This is a genomic window from Nostoc sp. C117, from assembly GCF_043099735.1.
In the GTDB taxonomy this organism is placed as follows: Bacteria; Cyanobacteriota; Cyanobacteriia; order Cyanobacteriales; family Nostocaceae; genus Nostoc.
Genome location: NZ_CP170991.1, coordinates 2,628,551 through 2,652,637 on the forward strand (window position 1 = coordinate 2,628,551; position 24,087 = coordinate 2,652,637).

Here is a 24,087-nt window from a genome sequence, read left to right on the forward strand (position 1 = left end):
CGATCGCTTTGCATTGCTCCAGTTATGGGAATGGGAGATATTGTCAAATCACTAAAATATTTTTTTAGTAAGTAAATCAACGCTATGTCTACCAAAAATAAAGTTATTTTCTTTTCTCCGTATGGTTTGTGGTTAATTCATAACCAACTGGATGCTGTTGTAGCTACTGCATTACAACTTCGTGACTGTGAAGTTTTGGTTGTAGGTTGTGACGGCATTTACAATGACTGCGCTATTACAAGGTTTAATAGCAGCGAAGAATTATGCAAAAGCTGTTCTCAAGTAGGCAAAAACTTTTTTGAAGATTTATTTGGTCTACCCTGCACACAACTACGCAATTTTATTGAAAATGATGATTACACAATTGCTAACAATTGGATAAAAACAGTCAGTCCTGAAAATTATAATAATGCTGTATATAATGACTTACCAATTGGTAAATGGGTAACTTCAACTATTTATACCCACTTTCGTATATCTGTTACAGGACTAGCTAGTAATCACATCCGAAGAGTTCATAGAAAATATTTAATTGATGGTTTAGTTACTTATAATGCACTGATTAGACTATTTAATAATTATAAACCAAGTAATCTATTTTTATTTAATGGACGATTTGCTCCCTATCGCATTGCCTTTGAAGTAGCACATCAGCTAAAAATCGATGTCATAACTCACGAAAGAGGTTGGATTGATGATAGCTTTATCTTTTTTGACAATACTACTACATTGAATACACAGCCACTTTTAAATTGTGTAAAAAATTGGCAAAATACAACACTAACTAATGAAGAACTAGCACAAACCAAGAATTATTTCACAAATCGTGAATATGGCTTGGATATGAACTGGCCATCATTTTATAATTTTCCAACAAATCATATAGATATTCGTCGTCAATTAAGAATACCTTTAGAGGCTAAAATTTTTGCAGTATTTACCTCAAGTGAAGATGAATTAGCAGCATTAGATGATAGAGCAAGAATTACTGAACAATTTAATATAATTGCCAATTTAATAGAATTATTTAAAAACAGAAATGAATACTTAGTAATTCGTCATCATCCTTATATAGGAGGCAATAAAGATACTCCAATAGAGACAGATTCTTTATCAAAAGCCTATCAACAGGTATTTTCTCTACCAGAAAATGTCCGCGTTGTAATGCCATCTGAACAGTTAACTTCTTATGCATTGCTTTGGCATACAGATGCAGCGATCGCCTTTTTTAGCACAGTGGCAATTGAAGCGATCGCTAGAGGCGTACCAACAGCAACATTAGCAACTTCATCCTATGAAAAAGCCTCACGATACACTCTTCAAGATACTAGTATTGAACATCTAAATCAACTTGTTGATAACCTATTGACAGATTCATCTAAACTAACAACAGAAGATTTAAAGAGACTTTATCGTTTTACTAATGCTTACTTCTTTAAATTTTCTCATAAATTTCGCTCAATTGGTATAAAGAATTTTTATTCCCACGACTTGAGATTTAAAACTTTAGATGATTTACAGCCAGGTAACGATCCAACTTTAGATAAAGTTTGTAACAGAATTATGCTAGGTTCTTCTCTCGATAATTTACCTAGTAACGATTTGGATAATCGATTGCCAGAACAAGAAGAAGCTTTTTATAAGCAAGAATTGCAAGAAATAGAAAATCATAAAAATCTCGTCAGAAACCAGAGTTTAAATTATCATAATAATTTAGTTTCCGATATTTATGTAGTAGCTATTATATATGTGAAATACAAAACTTTCTCCCCAATTGAAAGTCAAATTTTACCTGATTATTTCCATAAATCTCGATATAAAAATATAGTAATATATGAAGTTAATAATTGTGAATTAAGCGATTATAAAACTATCATAGACTCTATTTTATCTTTAATAGAAAATATAGTAGCAGATTATATACTGATTGCTAACAACTATACTCAGTATGATGAATCATTTATATCCTCAGCCATTGATATCCTAACATCTACAGATTCTCAAGATATAAATGGAGTTTTTACCGGAGGTTGGCTATCAACTGTAGAAAACAGAATAGAGGATGGCGTATTTATTTCTGGGGTATTCAATCAGCAAGAAAAACTTGTATTCCGCCAGGGAAACATTACATATCCACAAGCATTAGAAGTACTTCCAATGCTGAACATTCCGCTTAGTGTGTTGTCATTTGGAATACTTAGAAAGAGTACACTAAGAGAAATTCTGCAAGAAGTCGGAACAATCCCAGAAAATCAGACTGCTCAATACTTATTTGAATCCGTTTTTAATAGTGATAATATTTGTAAAATTGAACTGCCTAAGCTTGTTATTCGTCAAGAGTTAGAAGTCTTGAAAGCTGTTAATAACTCAACGCCAGAATTGCCAATTCATTTTTTTACAATAGTCCTAAATGGGCAACCGTTTATTCAGTATCACGTTGAAGTATTTAAACATCTTCCTTTTAAATGGCATTGGCATATTATTGAAGGCGTAGCTGATTTAAAGCACGATACAGGTTGGAGTGTGAAACTGGGTGCAAATATCAGTGAGGAAATGCATAAAAATGGTCGTAGTTATGATGGGACTACAGAATATTTAGATGAAGTAGCACAACTTTTTCCAAATCAAGTCACTATATATCGAAAACCAGAGGGTATTTTTTGGGACGGAAAACGAGAAATGGTCAATGCGCCACTTGTCAACATTAAAGAGGAATGTTTGTTGTGGCAGGTTGATGTAGATGAATTGTGGACATTAAAGCAGATTTGTACTACTAGAGAAATGTTCATTAACAATCCTGATAAAACAGCTGCTTTTTATTGGTGCTGGTGTTTTGTTGGTGAAAAATTGATTATCAGTACTCGTAACTGTTATACACAAAATCCTCAACTAGAGTGGCTAAGAACTTGGAGATTTAAACCAGGAGCATTTTGGGCAGCACATGAACCGCCCATATTAGTAGAAACCTCATTAGATAGTCAATATCAAAATGTAGCAGCAATCAATCCTTTCTTACATCAAGAAACTGAGAAACTTGGTTTAGTTTTCCAGCATTTCGCCTATGCAACAGCGAAACAATTGCAATTTAAAGAGCAATACTATGGTTACACTAATGCTACTTATGAGTGGCAGACTTTGCAAGAAACAACTAAGTTTCCAGTTCTTTTGCGTGAATACTTATCATGGGTAAGAGATGAAACGAGGGTTGATACTGCTGAATCATTGGGTATAGTACCAATTGCACAGAAAGAACTTAGTACGAATAATTGGCGATTCTTACAAGAAGATGAAATGCAGCAGCAAATTGCACAAATTAAAAAATTAAGACCAATAATTATAGTCGATGGTGTTTTCTTTCAACTCCATGAGACTGGCATTGCTCGTGTTTGGAAATCCTTGCTTGAAGAATGGGTTAAAACCGGATTTGCTAGACATCTTATTGTCCTTGATCGTCAAGGAACTTGTCCCCAGATTGCAGGTATTAAATATCGGACTGTACCGTTATATAACTATTACAAAACTGAATCTGACAAGGCAATGTTACAGGAAGTGTGTGATGAAGAAGATGCAGATTTATTTATATCTTCTTACTATACAATGCCGACAACAACGCCTTTTGTCTTCATGGCACATGACATGATACCAGAAATCATGGGCGAACTTTTGGGATGGGACTTAAATAATCCACTTTGGCAAGAAAAGCATTATGCAATTCAGCACGCCATAGCCCATATAGCTGTTTCAGAAAATACAGCTAAGGACTTAGTAAAGTGTTTTCCTGATATTTCCTTAGACTCTGTAGCAATTGCTAAAAATGGTGTCGATCATCAAGTATTTTCACCCGGATCTCAGGAAAATATTAACTTATTAAAAATAAAGTACGGTATTACCAAACCATACTTCCTTTTAGTTGGTGCTGGTACTGTCTATAAAAATAGTATGTTATTTTTCGTAGCTCTTTCACAGCTTGTCAGTAAAAGTGGATTTGATATTGTTGTGACAGGTAGCGGCGGTTTACTAGCAAATGAAATCAGAGAATACACATCAGGTTGTGTTGTTCACAGGGTAGAACTCAGTGATGCTGAATTAGCAACAGCTTACTCTGGTGCAATGGCGCTGATTTATCCTTCTAAGTATGAAGGTTTTGGTATGCCTATATTAGAAGCAATGGCTTGTGGTTGTCCTGTAATTACTTGTCCTAATGCTTCAATTCCAGAAGTTGCAGGTGAAGCTGCAATATATGTGAATGATGATGATGTAGATGCAATGATAAATGCACTTTCTGAAGTGCAAAAACATAGTATTCGTCAGCCATTAATTAGCGCAGGTTTAGTACAGGCAGAACAGTTTTCTTGGCTAAAAATGGCGCAAACTGTCAGTTGTGTATTAATTAATGCTACACTTTTCCATTTAAATTTAAAGAAAATTAATCTAATTATTTTCCCTGATTGGTCACAACCAGAAGAGTCTCTTGGTTTAGACTTACAACAAGTTATCAAGGCGATCGCCACTCATCCTAATATTGAAGAAACTACCCTACTTATCAATACTGGTAACATTGCTGATGAGGATGCTGAACTGTTTTTATCTAGTGTGGCTATGAATCTTTTGGTAGAGGAAGATTTAGACGTTACCGAAGGATTAGAAATTTCTCTAGTGAAAAACTTAGCTGATATTCAGTGGGAAGCTTTGCTACCTCGCCTCAATGCCAGAATTATTTTAGAACATGAGGATAAACAAGCTTTAGCACAAGTGTCAGCAGCTAAAGTACCTTCTTGCCAAATCGATAATTTAAGCAATCAACTAAATATTTTATTGAACCAAGAAAAACAAATTAAATACCAATTATCAAAAAACTTAGTTACTTACAATATTAAAGAAGTTCCTATAGCTCTTCCCTACGATCATGTTTTGCCACATTATCAGAATAGGTTTAGACTATATGATAAATTCATAGGTGTTTTAGCTAAATATTTACCAAACAATCAAGACTTTATTGTTGACATTGGAGCAAACGTTGGTGATACAACAGCCCTGCTGCTGCAATATTGTTTAAATCCAATTATATGTATAGAAGCAGATGAGGAATTCTTTGGTATTATGGAATATAACCTTTCACAATATAACCAAAGAATTGTTTTTGTAAATTCTTTTGTATCGGGAAACAAATTGAAAAATGTAGAACTAGTAAAAAATAGGGGTACAGCAAGAGCAGTAGAAAGTAAGACTAAAACGTTGAAATCAGATTCATTAGAATCAATTATTAAAAATTCACATTTAGGTAAGTGTATACTCATAAAAACTGATACTGATGGATTTGACTTTGAAATTATACTATCCTCTCTGAGCATAATTAAAGAACATAGTCCAATACTTTATTGGGAAAATGAGATTTCATCATTAAAAGACGTAGAGCTTGCAAAAGATTTACTTAATAAACTAGAAAATATCAATTATACCAAATATATCGTTATAGATAATTTTGGTAATCCTTTATTTTATGGATGCTCATCTCAATATTTAGAGCAAATTAATGAGTATCTATTTAACAATATTCATACTAATAATAATACTTTTTATTATACAGATATAGTTGCTTTTCCAGAAACATATAGTTATCTGATTCCACAAATAGCATCTGAGTATAATGATTTTATCAGAGGTTCAAATGTATATCCTACTCATTAATACGAGTAATATTAGTGTTGAGAATGTCAAAGTTTTTTTATCTAGTGTCGCTATAAATCTTCTAATCTGAGAAAATTTAGATATTATTGAAGGATTAAAAATTTTTCTGTTTGGTAATTTTGCAGATATTCAGTGAGCAGCTTTGCTACCTCACATTCATGCCAGAGTAGATAGCTTGATTAATCAACCATTTACTCTATCTTAAACAAGATTTAGATAACTAATTATACCCAGGTTTATATATGAAATCTGCTCGTTCTCCTAATGATGTCTATTTACAATATATTCAACAATTAATTCCATCTGTTGATACTGATACTTTATCGAAGATTGCTCTAATTCTCGTGGAAACTTCTTGGGATAATCCCAATTCCTCAGTTGATTGGAATAACTTGGCAGTAGTAGCTCTGATAGAAGCAGAACAGTGTAATGATAATTTAATCATGCGCTCAGTTTATCTGGAAATGGCTTTTGAAGCCCTAAATAATGGTTTTAACATAGATGGGCATCCAATTTGTGCTGCCCATATTGCTTTAATTCATAGCATGATTGGAGAAATATCAACAGCAACAAAGATAGCATTTAATACTTTTATTAACACTCTTCACCCTACTTATATAAATGATAAAAGTGATTTTAAATTTTTAATATATATATTTGAAAATCAAAAAAATCCTTCGGATAAGTTTCAAATGATTTTTGAAACTATTTTGCGCTCTGATAATAGCTATCAGCAAGCATTATTTTTGTTAAGTGAAATAATCTGTCGTTCGCAGATAGCGTTTTATACTACTGCGAGTCGTCGGATGTTACATCTGGCTGATCGAGTTTTAGAAAACTCAGTTAATGTTGGTCTAAAACTAGGAATATCTAGTTTAATAAATGGACAACAGGAAGGAATTTTATATTTACATCAAGCTAGAAAGTTAGTGCCAGATTACGCACCGACTCTTCACGCATTGTACTTGGCTTACCGAGACTTAAACCAGATAGAAGTTGCAGCTTACTGGCAGGAAGTCTCCCGTAAATTTTATCAGTCAACTTCCCCGTATCGAGAGTGGTATTGGACTCAATTACCCGAAGATAGCCTGTTTACTTATGTACCTTTTGAAGGTGATTTAATCATGGCAGTTGAGCCAAGCTTGCGTAGTATTGTCACCAGCGTATTAATTACCGAACAAGACTGGTTTGAAAAAGAAATGGAGTTTTGGCGCAACAGTATTAAACCTGGGATGACAGTTATTGATGTTGGCGCTAATGTGGGAGTCTATACTTTCAGCGCTGCCTTAAAAGTTGGCTCAGAGGGAAGAGTTTTAGCAGTTGAGCCTTTCTCAGGTTGTGTACGTTGCTTGCAAGAAACCTCTAGAATTAACCAATTCTCATGGGTAAATGTTTGTGCAGGGGCAGCTAGCGATCGCAATGGTACTGCAAAGTTATTGCTACATCCTGCCAGCGAAATCAACCAGGTTATTTCCGGTGATGCAGCAGATAATATGCTTTCTGGCTCTTTTGAGGAAGTTACTTGTTTTACTTTAGACAGCCTAATTGAGCAAGAAAACATTGAGAAAGTCGATTTTCTCAAAATAGATGCAGAAGGTCATGAAATGGCAGTACTTGTAGGTAGTCAAAAATTACTTATTCAGTTTGCCCCGGTTATCTTATATGAAAATATTGCAGGTAATCAAGTCAGTAATATTGAGGTTGCACAGTATTTAATAAATATAGGATATCAACTATTTTACTATCAATCTTATACACAAAAATTGATATCAGTTAATTATGGTAATGATTTTAATGAGCAGCTAAACTTCATTGCTTTGCCACTGCAAAAAGATGATGATTAATTTTACTTTTAGATTATAGATTGTAAATTTTAATTTTAAATATTATCTATTGTCAGGTAATTGTTTGGAAATGAAATCAAAGTTTTTAAGTTTTTTGTATTAAAAATATTAGCTAAATAAAGGTAATTCATAAGTGAAACAGACTAACTTAAGTAACAGAGTAGAAGGAGCTATTACAGACACATTAGCTGTGAAATATGAAAATATCAATATTATAATTTTTCCGGATTGGTTGCAATCAGAAGAGTCGCTGATTTTAGAATTAGAACAAGTAATTAAAACGGTAATCAATCATTCTGATAGTAACCAGATAACGTTACTTATAAATACTAATGGCATTTCTGAAGATGATGCCAATTTAGTTTTGTCTATTGTGGCTATGAATCTGCTATTAACAGAAGATTTTGATATTACTGTAGAATGTGAAATTTCTCTGCTGGGAAATTTAGATGAACTTGAATTGAGAGCTATAGCTCCTTTCCTTCACGGTCGAATTATTTTACAACATGAAAATCTGGAGGGTTTAGCATTATTTATAATAGAGAACGTCCCAGCGTATAAAATAGAAAATTTCCATAATATACATCTCGGGCAGTTAGTTTATGATTTAAGTACTAGATTATTTAAAGAGGGAAAATGGATAGAAGCGATCGCCCAATATCAAAAACTTTTAGAAATCCAATCCGGTGATGCAGATATTTATTATAATTTAACTTATTGCTATAGACAGTTAAACCTACTAGACGAATATTTTCAGACTCTCCAAGAAGGAATTAAACTTTACCCTCAAGAAGGAAGGTTACATTTTTCATTAATCATCGACTTGCGGCGTAATGGACGTATTCAAGAAGCAATATTAAGTGCAGAGAATGCGGCTAAATGCTTACCTGATGATTATACTTTTCAAATCCTAAAATATTTAACAGTTCCATCAATATATGAAAATATAGAGGAAATTAACTTCTATCGCCAACGCTATATTCAAGGATTGCGAAATTTAATTGAGCAAACATCTATCAAAACTACAGAAGATCAACATAGCGCTTTAGCAGGTATAGGCCGCCTCACAAACTTTTACTTATCATATCAAGCACAAAATGATATAGATTTGCAACGCCAATATGGAAATTTAGTACATGAAATTATGGCAACTAACTATCCACAATGGGTAGTTCCTTTATCTATGCCTAAGCTTCAGCCTAATCAAAAAATTCGTATTGGTTACGCTTCACATTACCTGCATTCTTATAGTGGCACACTTTGGTTAACTGGCTGGTTACGTTACTGCGATCGCCAAAACTTTGAAATTTACTGTTACTACACAGGAAACGAGCCAGATCCTGTTACCCAACAGTTCCAAAATTACAGCGATGTTTTTCACCATATTCCTTATAACTTATCAGCAGCTTGTGAACAGATAATTGCTGATAAATTGCATATCTTAGTCTTTCCTGAAATAGGTATGGACGCGCAAACTATGCAAATGGCAGGTTTGCGGCTTGCACCTTTGCAATGTGTGGCTTGGGGACATCCGGTAACGACTGGGTTACCCACAATTAATTACTTTTTATCTAGCGAGTTAATGGAACCCGAAAATGCCCAAGAACATTATTCAGAAAAATTAATTCGCTTACCCAACATAGGGGTTTCTTACCCTAAGCCATATATTCCCCCAGTTATCAAAACCCGTTCAGATTTTGGCTTAGAAAATGATGCGGTCATCTATTTATGCTGTCAAGCTCCTTTTAAATACCTACCGCAATATGATTTTATTTTTGCGGAAATTGCTCGTCGCCTTTCTGAAGCTAAATTTGTGTTTTTGCGTGGTACTTTACTTGAGCCGCGCCTAAAGCGTGCTTTTGCTGCTGTTGAACTTAACAGCGAGGATTATTGTGTATTCCTCAATATTCCAGAGCGGCTAGACTATCTAATGATTAACTTACTTTCAGACGTTTATTTAGATACATTCACTTGGTCTGGTGGTAATACTACTTTAGAAGCGATCGCTTGTAATCTCCCCATTATCACTTGTCCAGGGGAATTTATGCGGGGTCGTCACTCTGACAGCTTTCTGAAAATGCTAGGAGTAACAGATACTATTGCTGAAAACGAAACTGAATATATTGAAATTGCTGTCAAATTAGGATTAAATCCGGCTTGGCGAGACACTATTGCAGAAAGAATGAGCCAAAATCACGATCGTCTCTTTGATGATAAAGCTTGTGTCAAAGGTTTAGAAGCCTTCTATAAAGAAGTTTGTAGTAAGTACTTCACTAACCAACTGCATATTCTGTAAACTTCCTCATGAAAGGAGATTGAAACCCTAACACAATATCCTCCTTAGGAACTCCCATTGTAACCAAGTTGGCTGCAATATCATCTTCTGTACCATTCCATTGAAGCCAAATTTTATCACCTTTAATATCAATATGGATGATGCAACTATGCACCCAATCTTGACCTTCCCAACCTACGTGAACTATTTGGTAATGATCGCGTTCTATATCAAAAATATTCTCAACGTCTATATTACCGTAAGCGGGCTTTTTCTCACTATATTCCTGTAATATCTGCTGTACAATCTGGCGATAGTGGGCTAGTTTATCCATTTGAAAATTACCTCTTGCTCTACATCATAAATAATCATTTTGACTTGATTCTCTTCAATCATGGCTTGGGGAAAATCAAGTTGAAAAAATGTTTTATAAGTTGTCAAAGGTACCGCTAAATACAAAACACGCTCTGGCTGTCGTCGCCTTAATGCGCCTCTATAGTTGATAAACTGTCCCAATGCTGTATGAAATTCTGATATCGCAGATGATTTCTCCAAAAAACTTTTAACTTCAACAGCAATTTTTTCTCCTTTCCGTTCTGCCGCAATGAGTTTTTCAGCAGCTAAATCAATAGATACATTCACACCACCCACGCTAATTGAGAGGGGGTCATGAGTAATCTGCCAACCATCCTTCTGTAAAGCTTTTTTGACAACTTCATGAAAGACATCTTTAGCAGACATATTTATCCACAATTGTATTTCTTCTTTTTATATTACCTCTTAAGCCTGCCATACAACATAGGCAAGCACCTCATAGATATAGGCTTCCTTAAAATTACAACAATCTGTGGTTTATTTAGCTGAAAATTGCTGTAAGAGCTTATTTTGAGGGCTGGAGCCGCTCACTACCAGCTTATTTTTTCTCAATATACTTTTGCCACATTTGCTGGTAAGCCTTCTCCATTTCACGGGTAAACTGCTTACCATTCCACAGTGGTGCTGTTTGTCGAGATGCTTTCAACTTCAAAGCCACCTCCTGGCGTAAAGCTTCATCTTTCCCCAAACGCACACCCCACTCTACATACTCTTCATCAGTCCACGCAATACCTTCTGTGATACCAGCATTCATCATCATGGTATAGCTATTTCGGGCGGCAAATTGCTGTCCAACTCTACTTACTAAGGGAATACCCATCCAAAGTGTTTCTAAGGTTGTCGTCGCGCCGTTATAAGGATAAGTATCTAATACAACATCAGCAATGGTTAAATTTGCTCTGTGGACAGACTCAGAAACATCTAAGTCTAAAAATCGTAGACGTGAATACTCTACACCCTCTTCTTCTGCTAACTGCATAAAAAATTTCTGCACAGCTTCAGAGTCTGCTATCCCTTTAATTAAAAAATAGCTATTAGGAACTTCCTTAATAATTCTCATTTGCAGCCGTGCTGTATCAGGATGGCGCTTAAATCCTCTTTGAGCGCTGAGAAAAACTACAGCATTACTAGGAATATTTAGAGAGTCCCGTCGTAAAGTTGGTACACCGATTTCAAAACCATCCACTGCTACATAAGTTTGCGGTAATCGCCAAATTTTTTCTGTATAGTAATCCTGAGCAGATTCGGGCAAAACATAAGGGTCAGCAATAAAGTAATCAACTCCTGGTATACCCGAAGCATCCCAACCCAACCACGTTACTTGTACAGGTGCAGGTTTAAGCGCCATTATTTCACAAGTAACATCTAGAGTAATACTATCCAAGTCGATTAAAATATCAATTTCATCTTCGTAGATTTTTTCGGCAATGTCATCACTATAAATTCCCCCTAGATAAGCTTGATTAAATTGCTGGACATACCATTCTTGCAATGAATCATCTACTTGTTTATAATTTATAAAATAGCCATAAATATCAAAGTGTTCGCGGTTATGGTGTTGAATTAGCCACCTAGCTAACCAGCCAACTGAATGCCTAGATAAACAATGAGATAAATAGCCAATCTTTATTTGCTTATTCCTATTATGTGAACTACGTTGTTTATATCGCGTAACTTTTTCAGTAGCATATTCTTGTATATTAAGCTGACACAGTTGCGCCACTTGATTCTGAATTTGTCTATTTTGCTGCGGATTATCTTGTAAGTAAGGTGCATAATAATTAGCATTAAATAGACGCAATACCCTAGCTGATTCAAGATTTATAGGTTGTTCTTCTATTAAAGATTTTAGTAAAGATTCCTGCTCAATAGAAACTCTACACGCTTCGTTCCAATAAGCAGGAGCTTCCATTAATCCTCGCTGTATTAGATGTTTAGCAAAGACTCTATCGGTTAAACTATTTGACAATGAGTAGCATAACTTAGCAATTTCTATTCCTTGAGAAGAATTGCAATCTTTTAGATGAAAACTAGCGAGATGGCGCAGAAGTTCTGTATTTTCAGGTTCTAGCCGTAAACATAGCTCAATCAATGATATTGCTACTTTAGGTTGCTGTATAGAATGGGCAATTTTAACTGCGGCTGGCAGCAAAATATTAATCAAAGATTGAGGATCGCTAACATGAGTTAGACAACATTCTGCAAACTTTAGGACAGAGGGATGCAAAGGGTCATCATTGATAATACTCTCCAATACTTGCAACAATAACTCAATATCTATAATTGATTCTGACTGAATTAACTCAATTACCTCTAGGGAAGTTAATTCATCACCAGTAAAAGTTTTTAGCTTGATAGATAGCTCAATCAAATACAGAAGATTATTCACATATATAGGAGAAATTTCTCGTATATGTTGGCGAATTGCCCAAGCAAGTGCATAATCTGCCAGTGTCTCTCTGCGTTCGGCTTCGGTTTGCAGAACCTTTATCAATTCCACAGTCCATTGCTCAACTTGTTGGGCTTCTCCCTCCTCCATAGCCAACAGCCAAGTCATTTGTGCTTCTGCTTCTTGTCCCTGCAATAGCAACATTAATCCTAAGTTCCAGTAGTGAGATTTCACTTCTGGTTCTGTTTCGATAGCTTGTTCATAGCAACTAGCAGCTTGAGTATAGTTACCTTTGATAAAATATCGCTGGGCTTGCTGCTCTGATGGGCTAATGTTAGTAGGGATTTGCACAGAAGTCATAATCAAGAATTTTCAGGATAGTACTAGTACTATTCCCAGAATTGACAACAAAATTAAAGTGGGTAGCCGAGACTACCCACTGTTATAAAGCTTGCAATGAGATATAGAACTTAAGTTCTTACTTAGAAGTCAACTCTGCATAACTGGCGTTACAATTAGGCTGTATTGGAGTACCTGATGAAGCTCCAGCTGGACCATAACTTGCAACAGTAGAACTCTGGTCACCAACGTTAGTAGATTGGCATAACACGGCTAGAGTAGTTGCTTCACTAGTAGATAATACTATTGATTTAACAACAACACCCTGGTAAGATTTGAGCGTCCCTTTCAGAGATATACCATTATTGGCAACCAGAGTAGTATTACCGTTAATCGCGTATGCATAATTCTCAGTTTGGGTTCTAATACCAAGCCCTAGCTGATCCATTACAGTTGTGAAATTACCATTCTCCAGAAGGTATGCTTGTTGAGCGCGGTTCATAGAACCAGTATACTGTTTAGCTTCTGACTGCTTACCTTTGTTAGCTTGGTTCAAGAAAGAAGGTAATGCGATCGCAGACAAAATCCCGATAATAATAATTACTACTAGTAATTCAATAAGAGTAAAACCTTCGTTTTCCTTCTTTTTGCCGATGATGTGTTGGAGAAACTTTGCTTTCAATTCGGTTTTCATAAGTGTTTTTCCTGGGGTAGGAAGCGCTTGTGTGTTCTAGATGTAACTTACCCACTCGCATTTGGTTTCATATCACCCCACCTAAAAATTTTTTCACCTATTCAACTGTGTTTTTATTTATATCGCGATCGCTCTAGCTTATAGGCTATTTTCCTTATATATAAAGGGTTTGATCGGTTCCAGATTCTCCAACCTCGGTATTGCTCAGTTAAAGAAAGCTATCTGTTGAACCCATCTGGCGAGATAGGATTGATACTGCTTAGAGGTTATTAAAGATCGTTTAACCCCCTTTTCAAACTGACAAAGACTCTATGGGGCATTTGACAGTGTGAAATATACTATACATACTTGCTTATGAAAATACATGGAAATTGAGCAAGAGATGTCTATTTTTGTAAAGAGCCTCAAAGAAAAAGGTCTGCTTGACCAAATTCATATGACAGTATGCAATGTAGGATCTCGTAAATTATCATCAGGAGATGATTATGGTGCTGGTGCTTGGAATATATTTGCTCCTAACCTGACGATTTACGGTTTTGATGCAGATGCAGATGCTTGTGAGGCTGCTAAAGCTGATCTGGAATTGAAACAAATAAATTGGACTGAAAAGCATATTCCTTTAGCCCTTGGGAAGTCTGTAGAAGAGGCAACCCTTTATGTAACTAAGCATCCTATGTGTAGTTCTCTGTATCCGCCCAACGAAGCATATACAGCCAGATTTAACAATCTGCCGGAATTCTGTAACTTGGATTTCACTATAGAAATTGAGACAACTACATTAGATAATTTTTGCAACTCTGAAGAAATAAATACAATCGATTTTTTACAAATTGATGTTCAAGGTGCAGAACTTCAAGTTTTAGAAGGAGCATTAGAGGTTTTAAAACGTGGTGTATTGGGAATTCAAGTAGAAGTTGAATTTTCACATATATACATAAATCAACCTTTATTTGCTGATATAGATGTCTTTTTAAGAGGAAATAGCTTTACATTATTTGATTTAGAAACTGCCTACCGTCATCGTGTTCGCTCACCAATCGCATCAACACGGCGTCGAGGTCAATTACTCTGGGGAGATGCTTATTATCTCCAAGATCCGATTAGAGAAAATGCTAATTTTATGATTAAAGAACCGTCTCAAATACTAAAATTAGCTTGTGTAGCTGATGTTCTAGGTTTTCCAGATTATAGTTTAGAGTTACTAGAGCATCTAACAGTTAAGTATGGCGATAATCCTAAATATAACTTTGCTCAAACCATTATAGAGACCTTATCTACTTTTCCAGATTTAACCAAATCTGGAGAATTATATTCTCTACCTTTGGTAGCTAATATTCTTCCTTTTCTTAACATCTAAGGTATTGGTTATATTGATTAAACTCAGCGAGACTTTCACCTGTCCCGCTGGTGTTAAAAATCCTTGTAATCGTCAGGATTATATGGAGGTTAAAGTTCCAACATTACATAACCAAAACTCTCTAACCTTAGTAACAGCTGTTGCACCATTTGAAAAGCTTGTTCTTCATCTGTAGGCTTTAAGCTTATAGGATCTAAAGGTCTAAATTGTTTCCAACGCTCTACCAGAGACTTCATCGGCTGGGGTTGTTCTAATAAAGGTATTAAGCAAAGTGCTAATGAGCTATCTATCCCAACAAACTCTTCAACTAGTGATAAATAGTTACTGATAGGAAATATTCTAAATTCTGTAATACAAGCTATGAGGTCTTCTTGAAAATTTTGAGTTTTCAATTGAGGATGTAAATATACTTTTGCTCTTTGCCAGTCAGAGTCAGTCCATTCTGAAATTTGCACAAAATTCTCTTGGTTGGGATGACCACACCAAAAGTCAATTAGCCGATGAACAGGATTTATTAATTCGAATAGTTGTAGCTTTTCTTCGATAGAAATTTCTGGTAAGCTCATTCCTAAAAAAGCAGGCAAATTATCTGGATCTTTAAACAAGTTTATTAAGTCCCACTGCCGCCAATTAACCATACTAATAAACTCTAGGTCAGCTGCTTTCAAAGCCATAAACATATCAGAGATAGTGTAACCTTTATCTCCTTGAAATAAATAATTCATTAAAATCCCTTCTTTTCCATTTTCTCCTTCATACTTATTAGAATTCCAAGTTCTAGCTTTGAGTTCGACATTATCCTTCAAAGCTTTCATCGTTTCTACGACAATTTCCATTTCCAAGTCTTCTGGATTGTCATCCATCAAACCCATCATGGTGAAAACTCTCTGAGCGCGGAAATAAGGGAATCTCTGGATTGAACTATGCAGATTACTACGAATGATGCCATTAGGCTTTAAAACAGATCTCATTGCTTGCAAGGCAGCAGCTAAATCAGTAATAATATATAGAACTTCATCACAATTAATATAATCAAATTCGTAATCTAGGTTTGGCAATTCCTGGATTGGCAATACATGAAACTCTGCATTGTCAAATCCATGATATTCTAAACGTTGCTGTGCCAATTTAATCGATTCTTTTGATATGTCAATACCAACAATTTTTGCACCTGGATTAGCTTCTGCCAAGACTAATGATTTATAACCCGTGCCACATCCAGCATCTAAAATTATTTTACCTTTGGTATCGATAACTTTGTGCTTACTGAAATAATAAGGTGTGACTAAGTTATGAATATACAGTAAATTAGGATTATCTTTAGGAGATTTATCAAGAGAAACTCTGGGATAGGGAGAAGTGTCAAATTGCTGACGAATTTTATCTAGCAAATCAGATGCTGTAATGGTCATTGAAATTGCTCCTGATATTAACTTTCTCTTGGTGCATTTCACAGCTATACAAACTCATTTATGAGCTTTGACGCAGATGCAAATATATGCCATACTGCCCAAGCTAGCAGCACACCCAACCTTGAGTATTCCCAAGTTCTGGGGATTTCTATCACAATATTTAAGAGTCATAGGACTTACGCAAAACTAAATGCAGTATGGGCAATTCATAAATTGCCCATACCGTAAAATAAGGGTTTCAGCTATTGTTTGGGTAAATCCTAAGTCAATTAGAACTGGATAAGGTGGTTACCTTGTCACCAATCTCAGTTTGTTATGCTATACTAAGCGTAGTCGTTATGAGTTCGTATATTTTCATGACTAACCAAACTGTAGAAAACTTGGTAATTATCGGTTCTGGCCCAGCAGGTTACACAGCAGCTATTTATGCCGGACGCGCTAATCTGAAACCCGTTGTATTTGAAGGTTTCCAAGCAGGGGGATTACCTGGTGGACAATTAATGACAACGACGGAAGTTGAAAATTTTCCAGGGTTTCCCCAAGGGATTACCGGGCCGGAACTGATGGATCGAATGAAGGCTCAGGCGGAGCGCTGGGGGGCTGAACTATATACCGAAGATGTTATATCAGTTGACTTGAGTCAGCGTCCATTTACAGTGCGATCGCAAGAAAGAGAAATAAAAACTAACAGCATCGTTATTGCTACTGGTGCAACAGCAAAGCGTTTAGGTTTACCCAGCGAACATGAATTTTGGAGTCGGGGTATCTCCGCTTGTGCGATTTGCGATGGTGCAACACCAATTTTCCACGGTGCAGAATTGGCTGTGATTGGTGCTGGCGACTCGGCGGCAGAAGAGTCAATTTATCTCACCAAATACGGTTCTAAAGTGAATATGTTGGTACGCAGCGATAAAATGCGAGCTTCTAAAGCTATGCAAGATCGGGTTTTGAATAACCCAAAAATCCAGGTGCATTGGAATACAGAAGCCGTGGATATCTTCGGTAGCGATCGCATGGAAGGCGTGAAAGTTCGCAATACTAAAACTGGGGAAGAAAGCCAACTACATGCTAAGGGTTTATTTTATGCTGTTGGACACACCCCTAACACTTCTCTATTTAAGGGGCAATTAGATCTGGATGAAGTAGGTTACGTTGTCACTAAACACGGTTCTGTGGAAACCAGTGTAGAGGGTGTTTTTGCTGCTGGCGACGTTCAAGATCATGAATTTCGGCAAGCAATTACAGCTGCGGGTACTGGCTGTATGGCGGCGATGTTAGCAGAACGCTGGTTGTCATCCAGTGGCTTGATTCAAGAATTCCATCAACAGCCAGAAACAGCAGACAATGAATTAGAACATCAGCCAGCTAAAAAGACTGAAGCCGAGGAAGAAGCTGGATTTAACTTGGATGGAACGCGCCATGAGGGAGGTTATGCCTTACGGAAATTGTTCCATGAAAGCGATCGCTTAGTCCTGGTTAAATATGTCTCTCCTGGTTGTGGTCCTTGTCATACCCTGAAGCCGATTTTAAATAAAGTGGTGGATGAATTTGACAGCAAAATTCACTTTGTGGAAATTGACATCGACAAAGACCGAGATATTGCTGAAAATGCTGGTGTGACAGGAACGCCAACAGTTCAATTGTTCAAAAACAAGGAACTGGTGAAGGAAGTAAAAGGCGTGAAGCAAAAGAGCGAATACCGCCAGTTGATTGAAAGTAATCTTTAGGGACTGGGGCATAGGGCAATAAATACAGTTCAGATAAACCTAAAACCCTCATGTAGAGACGCGATTTATCGCGTCTTCAAAGACCAATTATCTACACAATAATCATTAACTGAACCGTATTGTGGCATTGGGCATTTATGCCCCATGCCTAATGCTCACCCACCTGCATCGCAAACTAATCTATTAAATAAATATACAGAAATAATCGTTGTATTGACCAAAGTTTGCGCCTGATTAAAATCAGAATTACCCGTAATAAAAAAATCGGCTTCTGCTGCCATAGCACAACCTAAAAACTTTGCATCTTTTCTATCTCTGGGAAAATAAACTTCAAAATTGACATCAATTAACGTTATAAATATATCGATAATTTCAAACCATTCACATCTCATCTATCAATTTAAATTTGCTGCGAATTAAGACTTTCTTATATTCCACAATAATTTATTCAAGAAGCTATCCATTGCCAATCAGGATTATCAAAAATAAATACTTAGGATGATTAAACTTTGTGCTGACATTGCCTGGTAATCTATCTCTAGCAAAAATAAGCCATAATCTCACCTGTACCTCAGTCTAGCTCTGTATCCACCTCGAACATTCGGACTTTTATTAAGGATGTTTAGGCAATTCCCTATCTGATATGTAAAATGGTCAGCGTATCAAGCTTTTTCCAGGCGATCGCTTTATGGCCATTACAAAACGGCGACTACCGACATTTTTACAGTTTGGCAAAAGTCCCAATCTTTCCCAAAAACTCATGCTCATCGGGTTAGCCATTACCCTATTTTTCATCTTCCTAGCATTCTTCTCTCCCGTATTCCAAGCTTGGGGATGGCTGCAAAACCCGAAGGAATTTCTCTCTAACCAACCTCAAAACCCACCATCAGCACAACATTGGTTTGGAACTAGTGGACTGGGCTATGATGTATTCTCGCGGACTTTGTTCGGCGCTCAAGCTGCTTTGCAGGTGGTGATTTTGGCAACAGCGCTGAGTATGATTATCGGTGTGCCTTTGGGGATGCTCAGTGGTTATCTCGGCGGTAAATTAGATAAAGTGTTGCTGTTTATTATGGATAGCATCTACACTTTACCAGGGCTACTGCTGTCTGTGACACTGGCGTTTGTGGTGGGGCGTGGGATATTGAATGCAGCGATCGCTATTAGTATTGCTTACATTCCCCAATATTACCGCGTTGTTCGTAACCACACCGTTAGCGTCAAAACCGAAGTCTTTATCGAAGCTGCTCAAGCAATGGGCGCTTCCACTTGGGTTGTGCTTTCTCGTTATTTATTTTTCAACGTGATTCAAAGCGTACCGGTCCTATTCACACTCAACGCCGCTGATGCGATTTTGGTGTTGGGCGGTTTGGGCTTTTTGGGGCTAGGACTTCCCGAAGAAGTTTCAGAATGGGGACATGATTTAAAACAGGCTTTACCGGAACTATCCATCGGCATTTGGTGGACTACGCTTTTCCCTGGTTTAGCAATGACATCTATGGTGGTAGGGTTATCACTACTTGGTGAAGGGTTAAACGAATTTGTCAATCCTCGTTTACGAAGAGAAAATAGAATCCGAAACTAGTCATTGGTCATTAGTCATTGGTCATTAGTCTTGGACAAATGACAGAGGACAAATGACAATTGAGCTTTGGACAAATAAAAATAGAGAGATTTCTGTGAAAGATAACCTTAGTTTAATTGCCGCCGCCACTGGCGGGTTTATCCTTTCCGTTGCCCTTGCTGGCATCTTAAGAGGTGCGCCGATTACAGCTTGGCAGGAAGAATCGAGTATTCATACCGTAACTGTTGCTAATTTACGACTCCCAGCCAATAAAACAGAAAATTTAGAATTTTTTGATGCCAAGACCCTAAAACCCTAAGTACAGATTTGCGTAAAACCCTGACGAATTGTTGATTTTGAACTGGATAATAGGGAATAGGGACTGGGGGAGATGAGGGAGACAAGGGGACAAGGAAATAAACAAAACTCTTAACTCCTAACTCAGCACGGGCTAAACGCCCCGCTACCGCTAACAGCACTCCCAACGCCCAATGCCCCATGCCCAATCAAAAATGACAAATGACAAATGACAAAATTCAAGTAATTGGCATTGATGTGGGCGGAACAGCAATTAAGCTGGGTCGTTTTACACGTGATGGTACTTGTCTGCAATCTTTGACTGTGGCATCTCCCCAACCAACAACGCCGGAGGCGGTGCTAGAAGTTATAGTAGATGCGATCGCCCAAATCGATCCAGATAATCAAGCTGTTGGTATTGGTATTGGGACTCCTGGCCCGGCTGATGCTGCGGGACGCATTGCCAAAATTGCCATTAACTTGCCTGGGTGGATCGATGTGCCTTTAGCAGACTGGCTAGAAGCCAAAATTGCTAAACCTACTGCGATCGCTAATGATGCTAACTGCGCTCTTTTGGGAGAAGCTTGGTTAGGAGCCGGTCGTAATTTTCAAAATTTGATTTTACTAACTTTAGGCACTGGGGTTGGTGGCGGAATTATCCTTGATGGCAAACTGTTTGTGGGACATCAAGGAGCTGCTGGGGAATTGGGTTTAATTTTATTCAACCCTGATGGGCCAATGTGTAATAGCGGCAATCAAGGTTCTTTGGAACAATATGCCTCTGCTACTGCGATTCGTCGCCGTACTCTTAAAGAACCCCTCGAATTGGGTCTTCTTGCCGAAGCTGGAGATCCCGTAGCATTGACTTTTTGGCAAGAATATGGTAGGGATTTAGGGATAGGATTAACCAGTTTGGTTTATGTGCTGACACCAGAAGCGATCGTCATTGGGGGCGGGATCAGTGGTAGTTTTGAGTTTTTCTTACCAGCAGTCAAGGCAGAAATTGAGAAGCGAGTGCAGCCTTTATCACGAGCAGGGTTAAAAATTTTGCCAGCGGAGTTAGGCAATTTTGCTGGGATAGTTGGTGCAGCAAAGTTAGCATGGCAAAACTATTCAGGATTTTAGATTATGGTTCAAACAATCCCAGCTAGAGAGATCAGTCTTTACGAATTAGAAGAAAAATTTGGTTTGCAACTTGCTACAGACACCAATTTATTTACAGAATGGACAGAAAATTTACCAACTCTGACTGATGGTGAAAAGCAAGCGATCGCACGAGTGAAAAGCAACTATTTAAACTTGAGTAGGCATCGTTTGATATCAGAAGAAGCGGTAAAGATGGTAGTGCTGTCTCCTTTACTTGATTTAGCTGGGTTTTATCAACTTCCTTTTGACATTGAAACCGAGACTTCTGTTGAGATTTCTGCTGAAGATGAAAGCTTTATCGTTAAAGGAAACATTGATGTTCTTATCATCCAAAAACGTTTTTGGGTACTTGTTATCGAATCGAAAAGCAGTAAATTTGATGTGATGACAGCCCTACCTCAAGCACTGGCTTATATGCTTGATTCTCCAAATCCTGCACAACCGACTTTTGGTTTACTAATCAACGGTAGGGAATTTGTTTTTATCAAATTGATTCAACAAGAATATCCTTGGTATGTACGATCTGATGCGCTATCAATTGAACGTGATTCAGAACTACACCAAGTACTCAGTATATTGAAACGCCTTGGAGAACTAATTCGTAATTCGTAATGGGCTACGTACCCTTAATGAATTATTAATTAATGACTTATTTTACTAATTAATTACAAATTAGCAATTAGTTAATAATTAAGACAAAAAATACCCTGTTGTTTTCTCAACGTATTTCACGACTTTTTCATAAGATTCCGGATTACTTACAGGGTTGATGATGATGGGGATAGTGCCATCTGGTAACCAAAAAGTTATCCTGCCGTTTGCTTCGTGGCAAAAGGAATTGACACAGTTGAGATTAATTACATATTCATTTTTATCGTAAAGAATTTTTACCCAGTAGGCATGATTTAATTCCAATCCGGTGACGCATTCTACATAATCGAGAACCTTTTTATAATCTTCGAGGTTGCCTTGGGGGTTAATTACTATGGGAATGGCACTATCGGGTAACCAAAAAGTAACCCTGCCGTTTACTTCATAACAAAAAGCATGGATACGTTCAAAATTCACTACATATTCTCTCCTCTCGTAAAGGATTTTCACCCAGTACGCCACAACATCTCCTCAAGTCAGAAATTTACGAATGATGCACCCTATATCTCAAATCTACCCAAGCCCTAAGTTAATGTTGCTACGCGCCTATTCAAAATCTAAAAAATTAATTTTGAATTACGAATTAGGTTACCGAGCGTTCGCGTAGCGTCTCGCAGAGAAGCCGAGGTACGAATTACGAATTTTTATTACACCTCCAATGGTGTTGGTGTACTTGAAGTTGAGAGAGAAATCGCTGCTTGAATAAATCCTTTAAATAAAGGATGAGGGCTACTGGGACGCGATTCAAATTCTGGATGAAATTGGCAAGCCAGAAAGAAGGGATGCTTGGGTAATTCGACAATTTCCACTAAGCGTCCATCAGGAGAAGTGCCACTGATGACATAGCCAGACTTTAACAACAAATCCCGGTAAGCATTGTTGAACTCATACCGATGTCGATGTCGTTCATAAATCACATCTTCTTGATATAGCTTAAAAGCTAAAGTATCAGGGAGAACACGACAAGGATATAGTCCTAAGCGCATTGTACCCCCTAAATCAATTACAGTCTGCTGTTCTGGCAATAAATTAATCACCGGATCAGTGGTATAAGCGTCAAATTCAGCACTGTTAGCATTTTTTAATCCGCCTACATGCCTTGCCCATTCAATCACAGAACATTGCATTCCTAGACATAAACCTAAAAAAGGGATCTGGCGATCGCGCGCATATTTAATGGCGGCAATTTTGCCATCTACTCCCCGAATACCAAAACCTCCTGGGACAACTATCCCATCGACACCCTCAAGAAAATTTTCGGCTGGTTCAGTTTCCAAATTTTCTGAATTTACCCAACGCAGGTGCAGTTTACCGTAAGTGGAGATTGCAGCATGGTTAAGGGCTTCAACTACAGATAAGTAGGCATCACTTAACTGCACATATTTACCGACAATGGCAATTTCTACTTCGTGTTTGGGACTATGTAACCGTTTTACTAAGGTTTGCCACTGTGTCAAATCTGGTTTACGTTGTTCCATTTGCAGCAAGTTCAGCACTTGTTCTGCCATTCCTTCCCACTCCAGATTCAGCGGTACTTCATAGATACTTTTGGCATCTTGAGAAGTGATGACGCATTCTTCTGGCACATCGCAAAATCCCGACAATTTTTGCTTTAATCCCTTGGGTAAGGGGCGATCGCTCCGACAAACTAAAATATCTGGTTGAATACCAATAGATCTCAGTTCCTTAACTGAATGCTGGGTTGGCTTAGTTTTCATCTCACCCGCCGAGGCAATCCACGGCACCAGCGTGACGTGCATATACAGCACATTCTGGCGTCCTACCTCTTTACGGAACTGGCGAATTGCTTCCAAAAATGGCAGGGATTCAATATCTCCCACCGTACCACCGATTTCTGTAATCACTACAGAGGGATTAGTACTTTTAGCAACTCTGAGAATCCGCTCTTTTATTTCATTGGTAATATGAGGAATTACTTGCACAGTGCCGCCATTGTAGTCTCCGCGACGCTCTTTATTGATTACTGCCTGGTAAATCGAGCCAGTAGTAACACAGTTCAAGCGTGACATCGAGGTATCAGTAAAGCGTTCGTAATGCCCCAAGTCTAAATCTGTCTCGGCGCCATCCTGGGTAACGAATACTTCCCCATGTTGAAAAGGACTCATTGTGCCAGGATCGATATTTATATAAGGGTCGAGTTTGAGAATCGACACCGAATATTCCCGCGATTTGAGCAAACGCCCTAGACTTGCTGCTACAATGCCTTTGCCAATACTAGAAACTACGCCTCCAGTCACAAAGATAAACTTAGTCATAGTAGTTTGAATTTCTAACAACTTCTAAAAAATACATCCTGTCATTGTGCCAG

17 protein-coding genes are annotated in these 24,087 nt (G+C 37.4%); 9 read left to right on the forward strand and 8 right to left on the reverse strand.

The genetic code is table 11. The features are described 5' to 3' along the window. Positions 1 to 84: 84 nt before the first annotated feature. The 3 genes from ACFG4S_RS11855 to ACFG4S_RS11865 all read left to right on the forward strand — a co-directional run bounded on the left by ACFG4S_RS11855 (position 85) and on the right by ACFG4S_RS11865 (position 9,828). Positions 85 to 5,688, forward strand: coding sequence for an FkbM family methyltransferase (locus ACFG4S_RS11855; protein ID WP_392534984.1), 5,604 nt, complete (start codon positions 85 to 87; stop codon positions 5,686 to 5,688). A gap of 242 nt (positions 5,689 to 5,930) precedes the next feature. Next, a complete protein-coding gene (locus ACFG4S_RS11860; RefSeq protein WP_392534985.1) occupies positions 5,931 to 7,532 on the forward strand; it encodes an FkbM family methyltransferase in 1,602 nt (533 codons plus the stop codon). Positions 7,533 to 7,665: 133 nt separating this feature from the next. After that, positions 7,666 to 9,828 carry a tetratricopeptide repeat protein gene (locus ACFG4S_RS11865; RefSeq protein ID WP_392534986.1) on the forward strand — a complete coding sequence of 721 codons (2,163 nt, stop codon included), beginning with the start codon at positions 7,666 to 7,668 and terminating at the stop codon, positions 9,826 to 9,828. Here ACFG4S_RS11865 and ACFG4S_RS11870 read toward each other — a convergent pair. The 4 genes from ACFG4S_RS11870 to ACFG4S_RS11885 form a co-directional block, all read right to left on the reverse strand. Beyond that, on the reverse strand, positions 9,806 to 10,141 hold the full coding sequence (locus ACFG4S_RS11870) for a XisI protein (RefSeq protein ID WP_392534987.1): 336 nt from the start codon (positions 10,139 to 10,141) through the stop codon (positions 9,806 to 9,808). The two genes, ACFG4S_RS11865 and ACFG4S_RS11870, sit on opposite strands and share 23 nt — an antisense overlap. Next, positions 10,129 to 10,548: a XisH family protein gene (locus tag ACFG4S_RS11875; protein WP_392534988.1), complete on the reverse strand. Its 420-nt coding sequence runs from the start codon at positions 10,546 to 10,548 to the stop codon at positions 10,129 to 10,131. Before ACFG4S_RS11875 ends, ACFG4S_RS11870 begins: the two co-directional genes overlap by 13 nt. Positions 10,549 to 10,720: 172 nt before the next feature. Next, positions 10,721 to 12,931 (reverse strand): O-linked N-acetylglucosamine transferase, SPINDLY family protein, encoded by a 2,211-nt coding sequence (locus ACFG4S_RS11880; protein WP_392534989.1) that lies wholly within the window; start codon positions 12,929 to 12,931, stop codon positions 10,721 to 10,723. A gap of 118 nt (positions 12,932 to 13,049) precedes the next feature. Then, positions 13,050 to 13,604, reverse strand: coding sequence for a type IV pilin-like G/H family protein (locus ACFG4S_RS11885; protein WP_392534990.1), 555 nt, complete (start codon positions 13,602 to 13,604; stop codon positions 13,050 to 13,052). A gap of 364 nt (positions 13,605 to 13,968) precedes the next feature. On the opposite strand from ACFG4S_RS11885, the gene ACFG4S_RS11890 reads away from it, so the two are divergent. Beyond that, positions 13,969 to 14,961 (forward strand): FkbM family methyltransferase, encoded by a 993-nt coding sequence (locus ACFG4S_RS11890; protein ID WP_392534991.1) that lies wholly within the window; start codon positions 13,969 to 13,971, stop codon positions 14,959 to 14,961. 89 nt (positions 14,962 to 15,050) lie between these two features. On the opposite strand, the gene ACFG4S_RS11895 is transcribed toward ACFG4S_RS11890, so the two are convergent. Next, positions 15,051 to 16,373, reverse strand: coding sequence for a class I SAM-dependent methyltransferase (locus ACFG4S_RS11895; protein ID WP_392534992.1), 1,323 nt, complete (start codon positions 16,371 to 16,373; stop codon positions 15,051 to 15,053). 356 nt (positions 16,374 to 16,729) lie between these two features. Here ACFG4S_RS11895 and trxB point away from each other — a divergent pair, with 356 nt between their 5' ends. After that, positions 16,730 to 18,100, forward strand: a complete 1,371-nt coding sequence (gene trxB, locus ACFG4S_RS11900; RefSeq protein WP_392534993.1) for a thioredoxin-disulfide reductase — start codon at positions 16,730 to 16,732, stop codon at positions 18,098 to 18,100. A gap of 155 nt (positions 18,101 to 18,255) precedes the next feature. On the opposite strand, the gene ACFG4S_RS11905 is transcribed toward trxB, so the two are convergent. Then, a complete protein-coding gene (locus ACFG4S_RS11905; protein ID WP_392534994.1) occupies positions 18,256 to 18,492 on the reverse strand; it encodes a putative toxin-antitoxin system toxin component, PIN family in 237 nt (78 codons plus the stop codon). Between the two features lie 296 nt (positions 18,493 to 18,788). Between ACFG4S_RS11905 and ACFG4S_RS11910 the strand changes: the two genes are divergently transcribed. The 4 genes from ACFG4S_RS11910 (at position 18,789) to ACFG4S_RS11925 (ending at position 21,719) form a co-directional block, all read left to right on the forward strand. After that, the gene (locus ACFG4S_RS11910; protein ID WP_392534995.1) at positions 18,789 to 19,685 is read left to right on the forward strand and encodes an ABC transporter permease; all 897 of its coding nucleotides are present in this window, start codon (positions 18,789 to 18,791) and stop codon (positions 19,683 to 19,685) included. 52 nt (positions 19,686 to 19,737) lie between these two features. Then, entirely contained in the window at positions 19,738 to 19,983 is a 246-nt protein-coding gene (locus ACFG4S_RS11915; protein WP_392534996.1) for a hypothetical protein, read from the forward strand. Positions 19,984 to 20,183: 200 nt separating this feature from the next. Then, positions 20,184 to 21,086: an ROK family protein gene (locus ACFG4S_RS11920; protein ID WP_392534997.1), complete on the forward strand. Its 903-nt coding sequence runs from the start codon at positions 20,184 to 20,186 to the stop codon at positions 21,084 to 21,086. A 3-nt stretch (positions 21,087 to 21,089) separates the two neighbouring features. Then, positions 21,090 to 21,719 (forward strand): type I restriction endonuclease subunit R, encoded by a 630-nt coding sequence (locus tag ACFG4S_RS11925; protein ID WP_392534998.1) that lies wholly within the window; start codon positions 21,090 to 21,092, stop codon positions 21,717 to 21,719. Positions 21,720 to 21,797: 78 nt separating this feature from the next. Here ACFG4S_RS11925 and ACFG4S_RS11930 read toward each other — a convergent pair whose 3' ends face one another. Further along, complete coding sequence (locus ACFG4S_RS11930; protein WP_392534999.1) at positions 21,798 to 22,220, reverse strand: hypothetical protein; 423 nt, start codon at positions 22,218 to 22,220, stop codon at positions 21,798 to 21,800. A gap of 185 nt (positions 22,221 to 22,405) precedes the next feature. Beyond that, positions 22,406 to 24,034, reverse strand: a complete 1,629-nt coding sequence (locus ACFG4S_RS11935; protein ID WP_392535000.1) for a CTP synthase — start codon at positions 24,032 to 24,034, stop codon at positions 22,406 to 22,408. Between the last annotated feature and the right edge of the window lie 53 nt (positions 24,035 to 24,087).

Bases quoted from the DNA above. Each gene is read 5' to 3' on its own strand.
- ACFG4S_RS11855 (WP_392534984.1), top strand. From the start codon at position 85: ATGTCTACCAAAAATAAAGTTATTTTCTTTTCTCCGTATGGTTTGTGG.
- ACFG4S_RS11860 (WP_392534985.1), top strand. From the start codon at position 5,931: ATGAAATCTGCTCGTTCTCCTAATGATGTCTATTTACAATATATTCAA.
- ACFG4S_RS11870 (WP_392534987.1), bottom strand. From the start codon at position 10,141: ATGGATAAACTAGCCCACTATCGCCAGATTGTACAGCAGATATTACAG.
- ACFG4S_RS11875 (WP_392534988.1), bottom strand. From the start codon at position 10,548: ATGTCTGCTAAAGATGTCTTTCATGAAGTTGTCAAAAAAGCTTTACAG.
- ACFG4S_RS11880 (WP_392534989.1), bottom strand. From the start codon at position 12,931: ATGACTTCTGTGCAAATCCCTACTAACATTAGCCCATCAGAGCAGCAA.
- ACFG4S_RS11885 (WP_392534990.1), bottom strand. From the start codon at position 13,604: ATGAAAACCGAATTGAAAGCAAAGTTTCTCCAACACATCATCGGCAAA.
- ACFG4S_RS11890 (WP_392534991.1), top strand. From the start codon at position 13,969: ATGGAAATTGAGCAAGAGATGTCTATTTTTGTAAAGAGCCTCAAAGAA.
- ACFG4S_RS11895 (WP_392534992.1), bottom strand. From the start codon at position 16,373: ATGACCATTACAGCATCTGATTTGCTAGATAAAATTCGTCAGCAATTT.
- trxB (WP_392534993.1), top strand. From the start codon at position 16,730: ATGACTAACCAAACTGTAGAAAACTTGGTAATTATCGGTTCTGGCCCA.
- ACFG4S_RS11905 (WP_392534994.1), bottom strand. From the start codon at position 18,492: ATGAGATGTGAATGGTTTGAAATTATCGATATATTTATAACGTTAATT.
- ACFG4S_RS11910 (WP_392534995.1), top strand. From the start codon at position 18,789: ATGGCCATTACAAAACGGCGACTACCGACATTTTTACAGTTTGGCAAA.
- ACFG4S_RS11915 (WP_392534996.1), top strand. From the start codon at position 19,738: ATGACAATTGAGCTTTGGACAAATAAAAATAGAGAGATTTCTGTGAAA.
- ACFG4S_RS11920 (WP_392534997.1), top strand. From the start codon at position 20,184: ATGACAAATGACAAAATTCAAGTAATTGGCATTGATGTGGGCGGAACA.
- ACFG4S_RS11925 (WP_392534998.1), top strand. From the start codon at position 21,090: ATGGTTCAAACAATCCCAGCTAGAGAGATCAGTCTTTACGAATTAGAA.
- ACFG4S_RS11935 (WP_392535000.1), bottom strand. From the start codon at position 24,034: ATGACTAAGTTTATCTTTGTGACTGGAGGCGTAGTTTCTAGTATTGGC.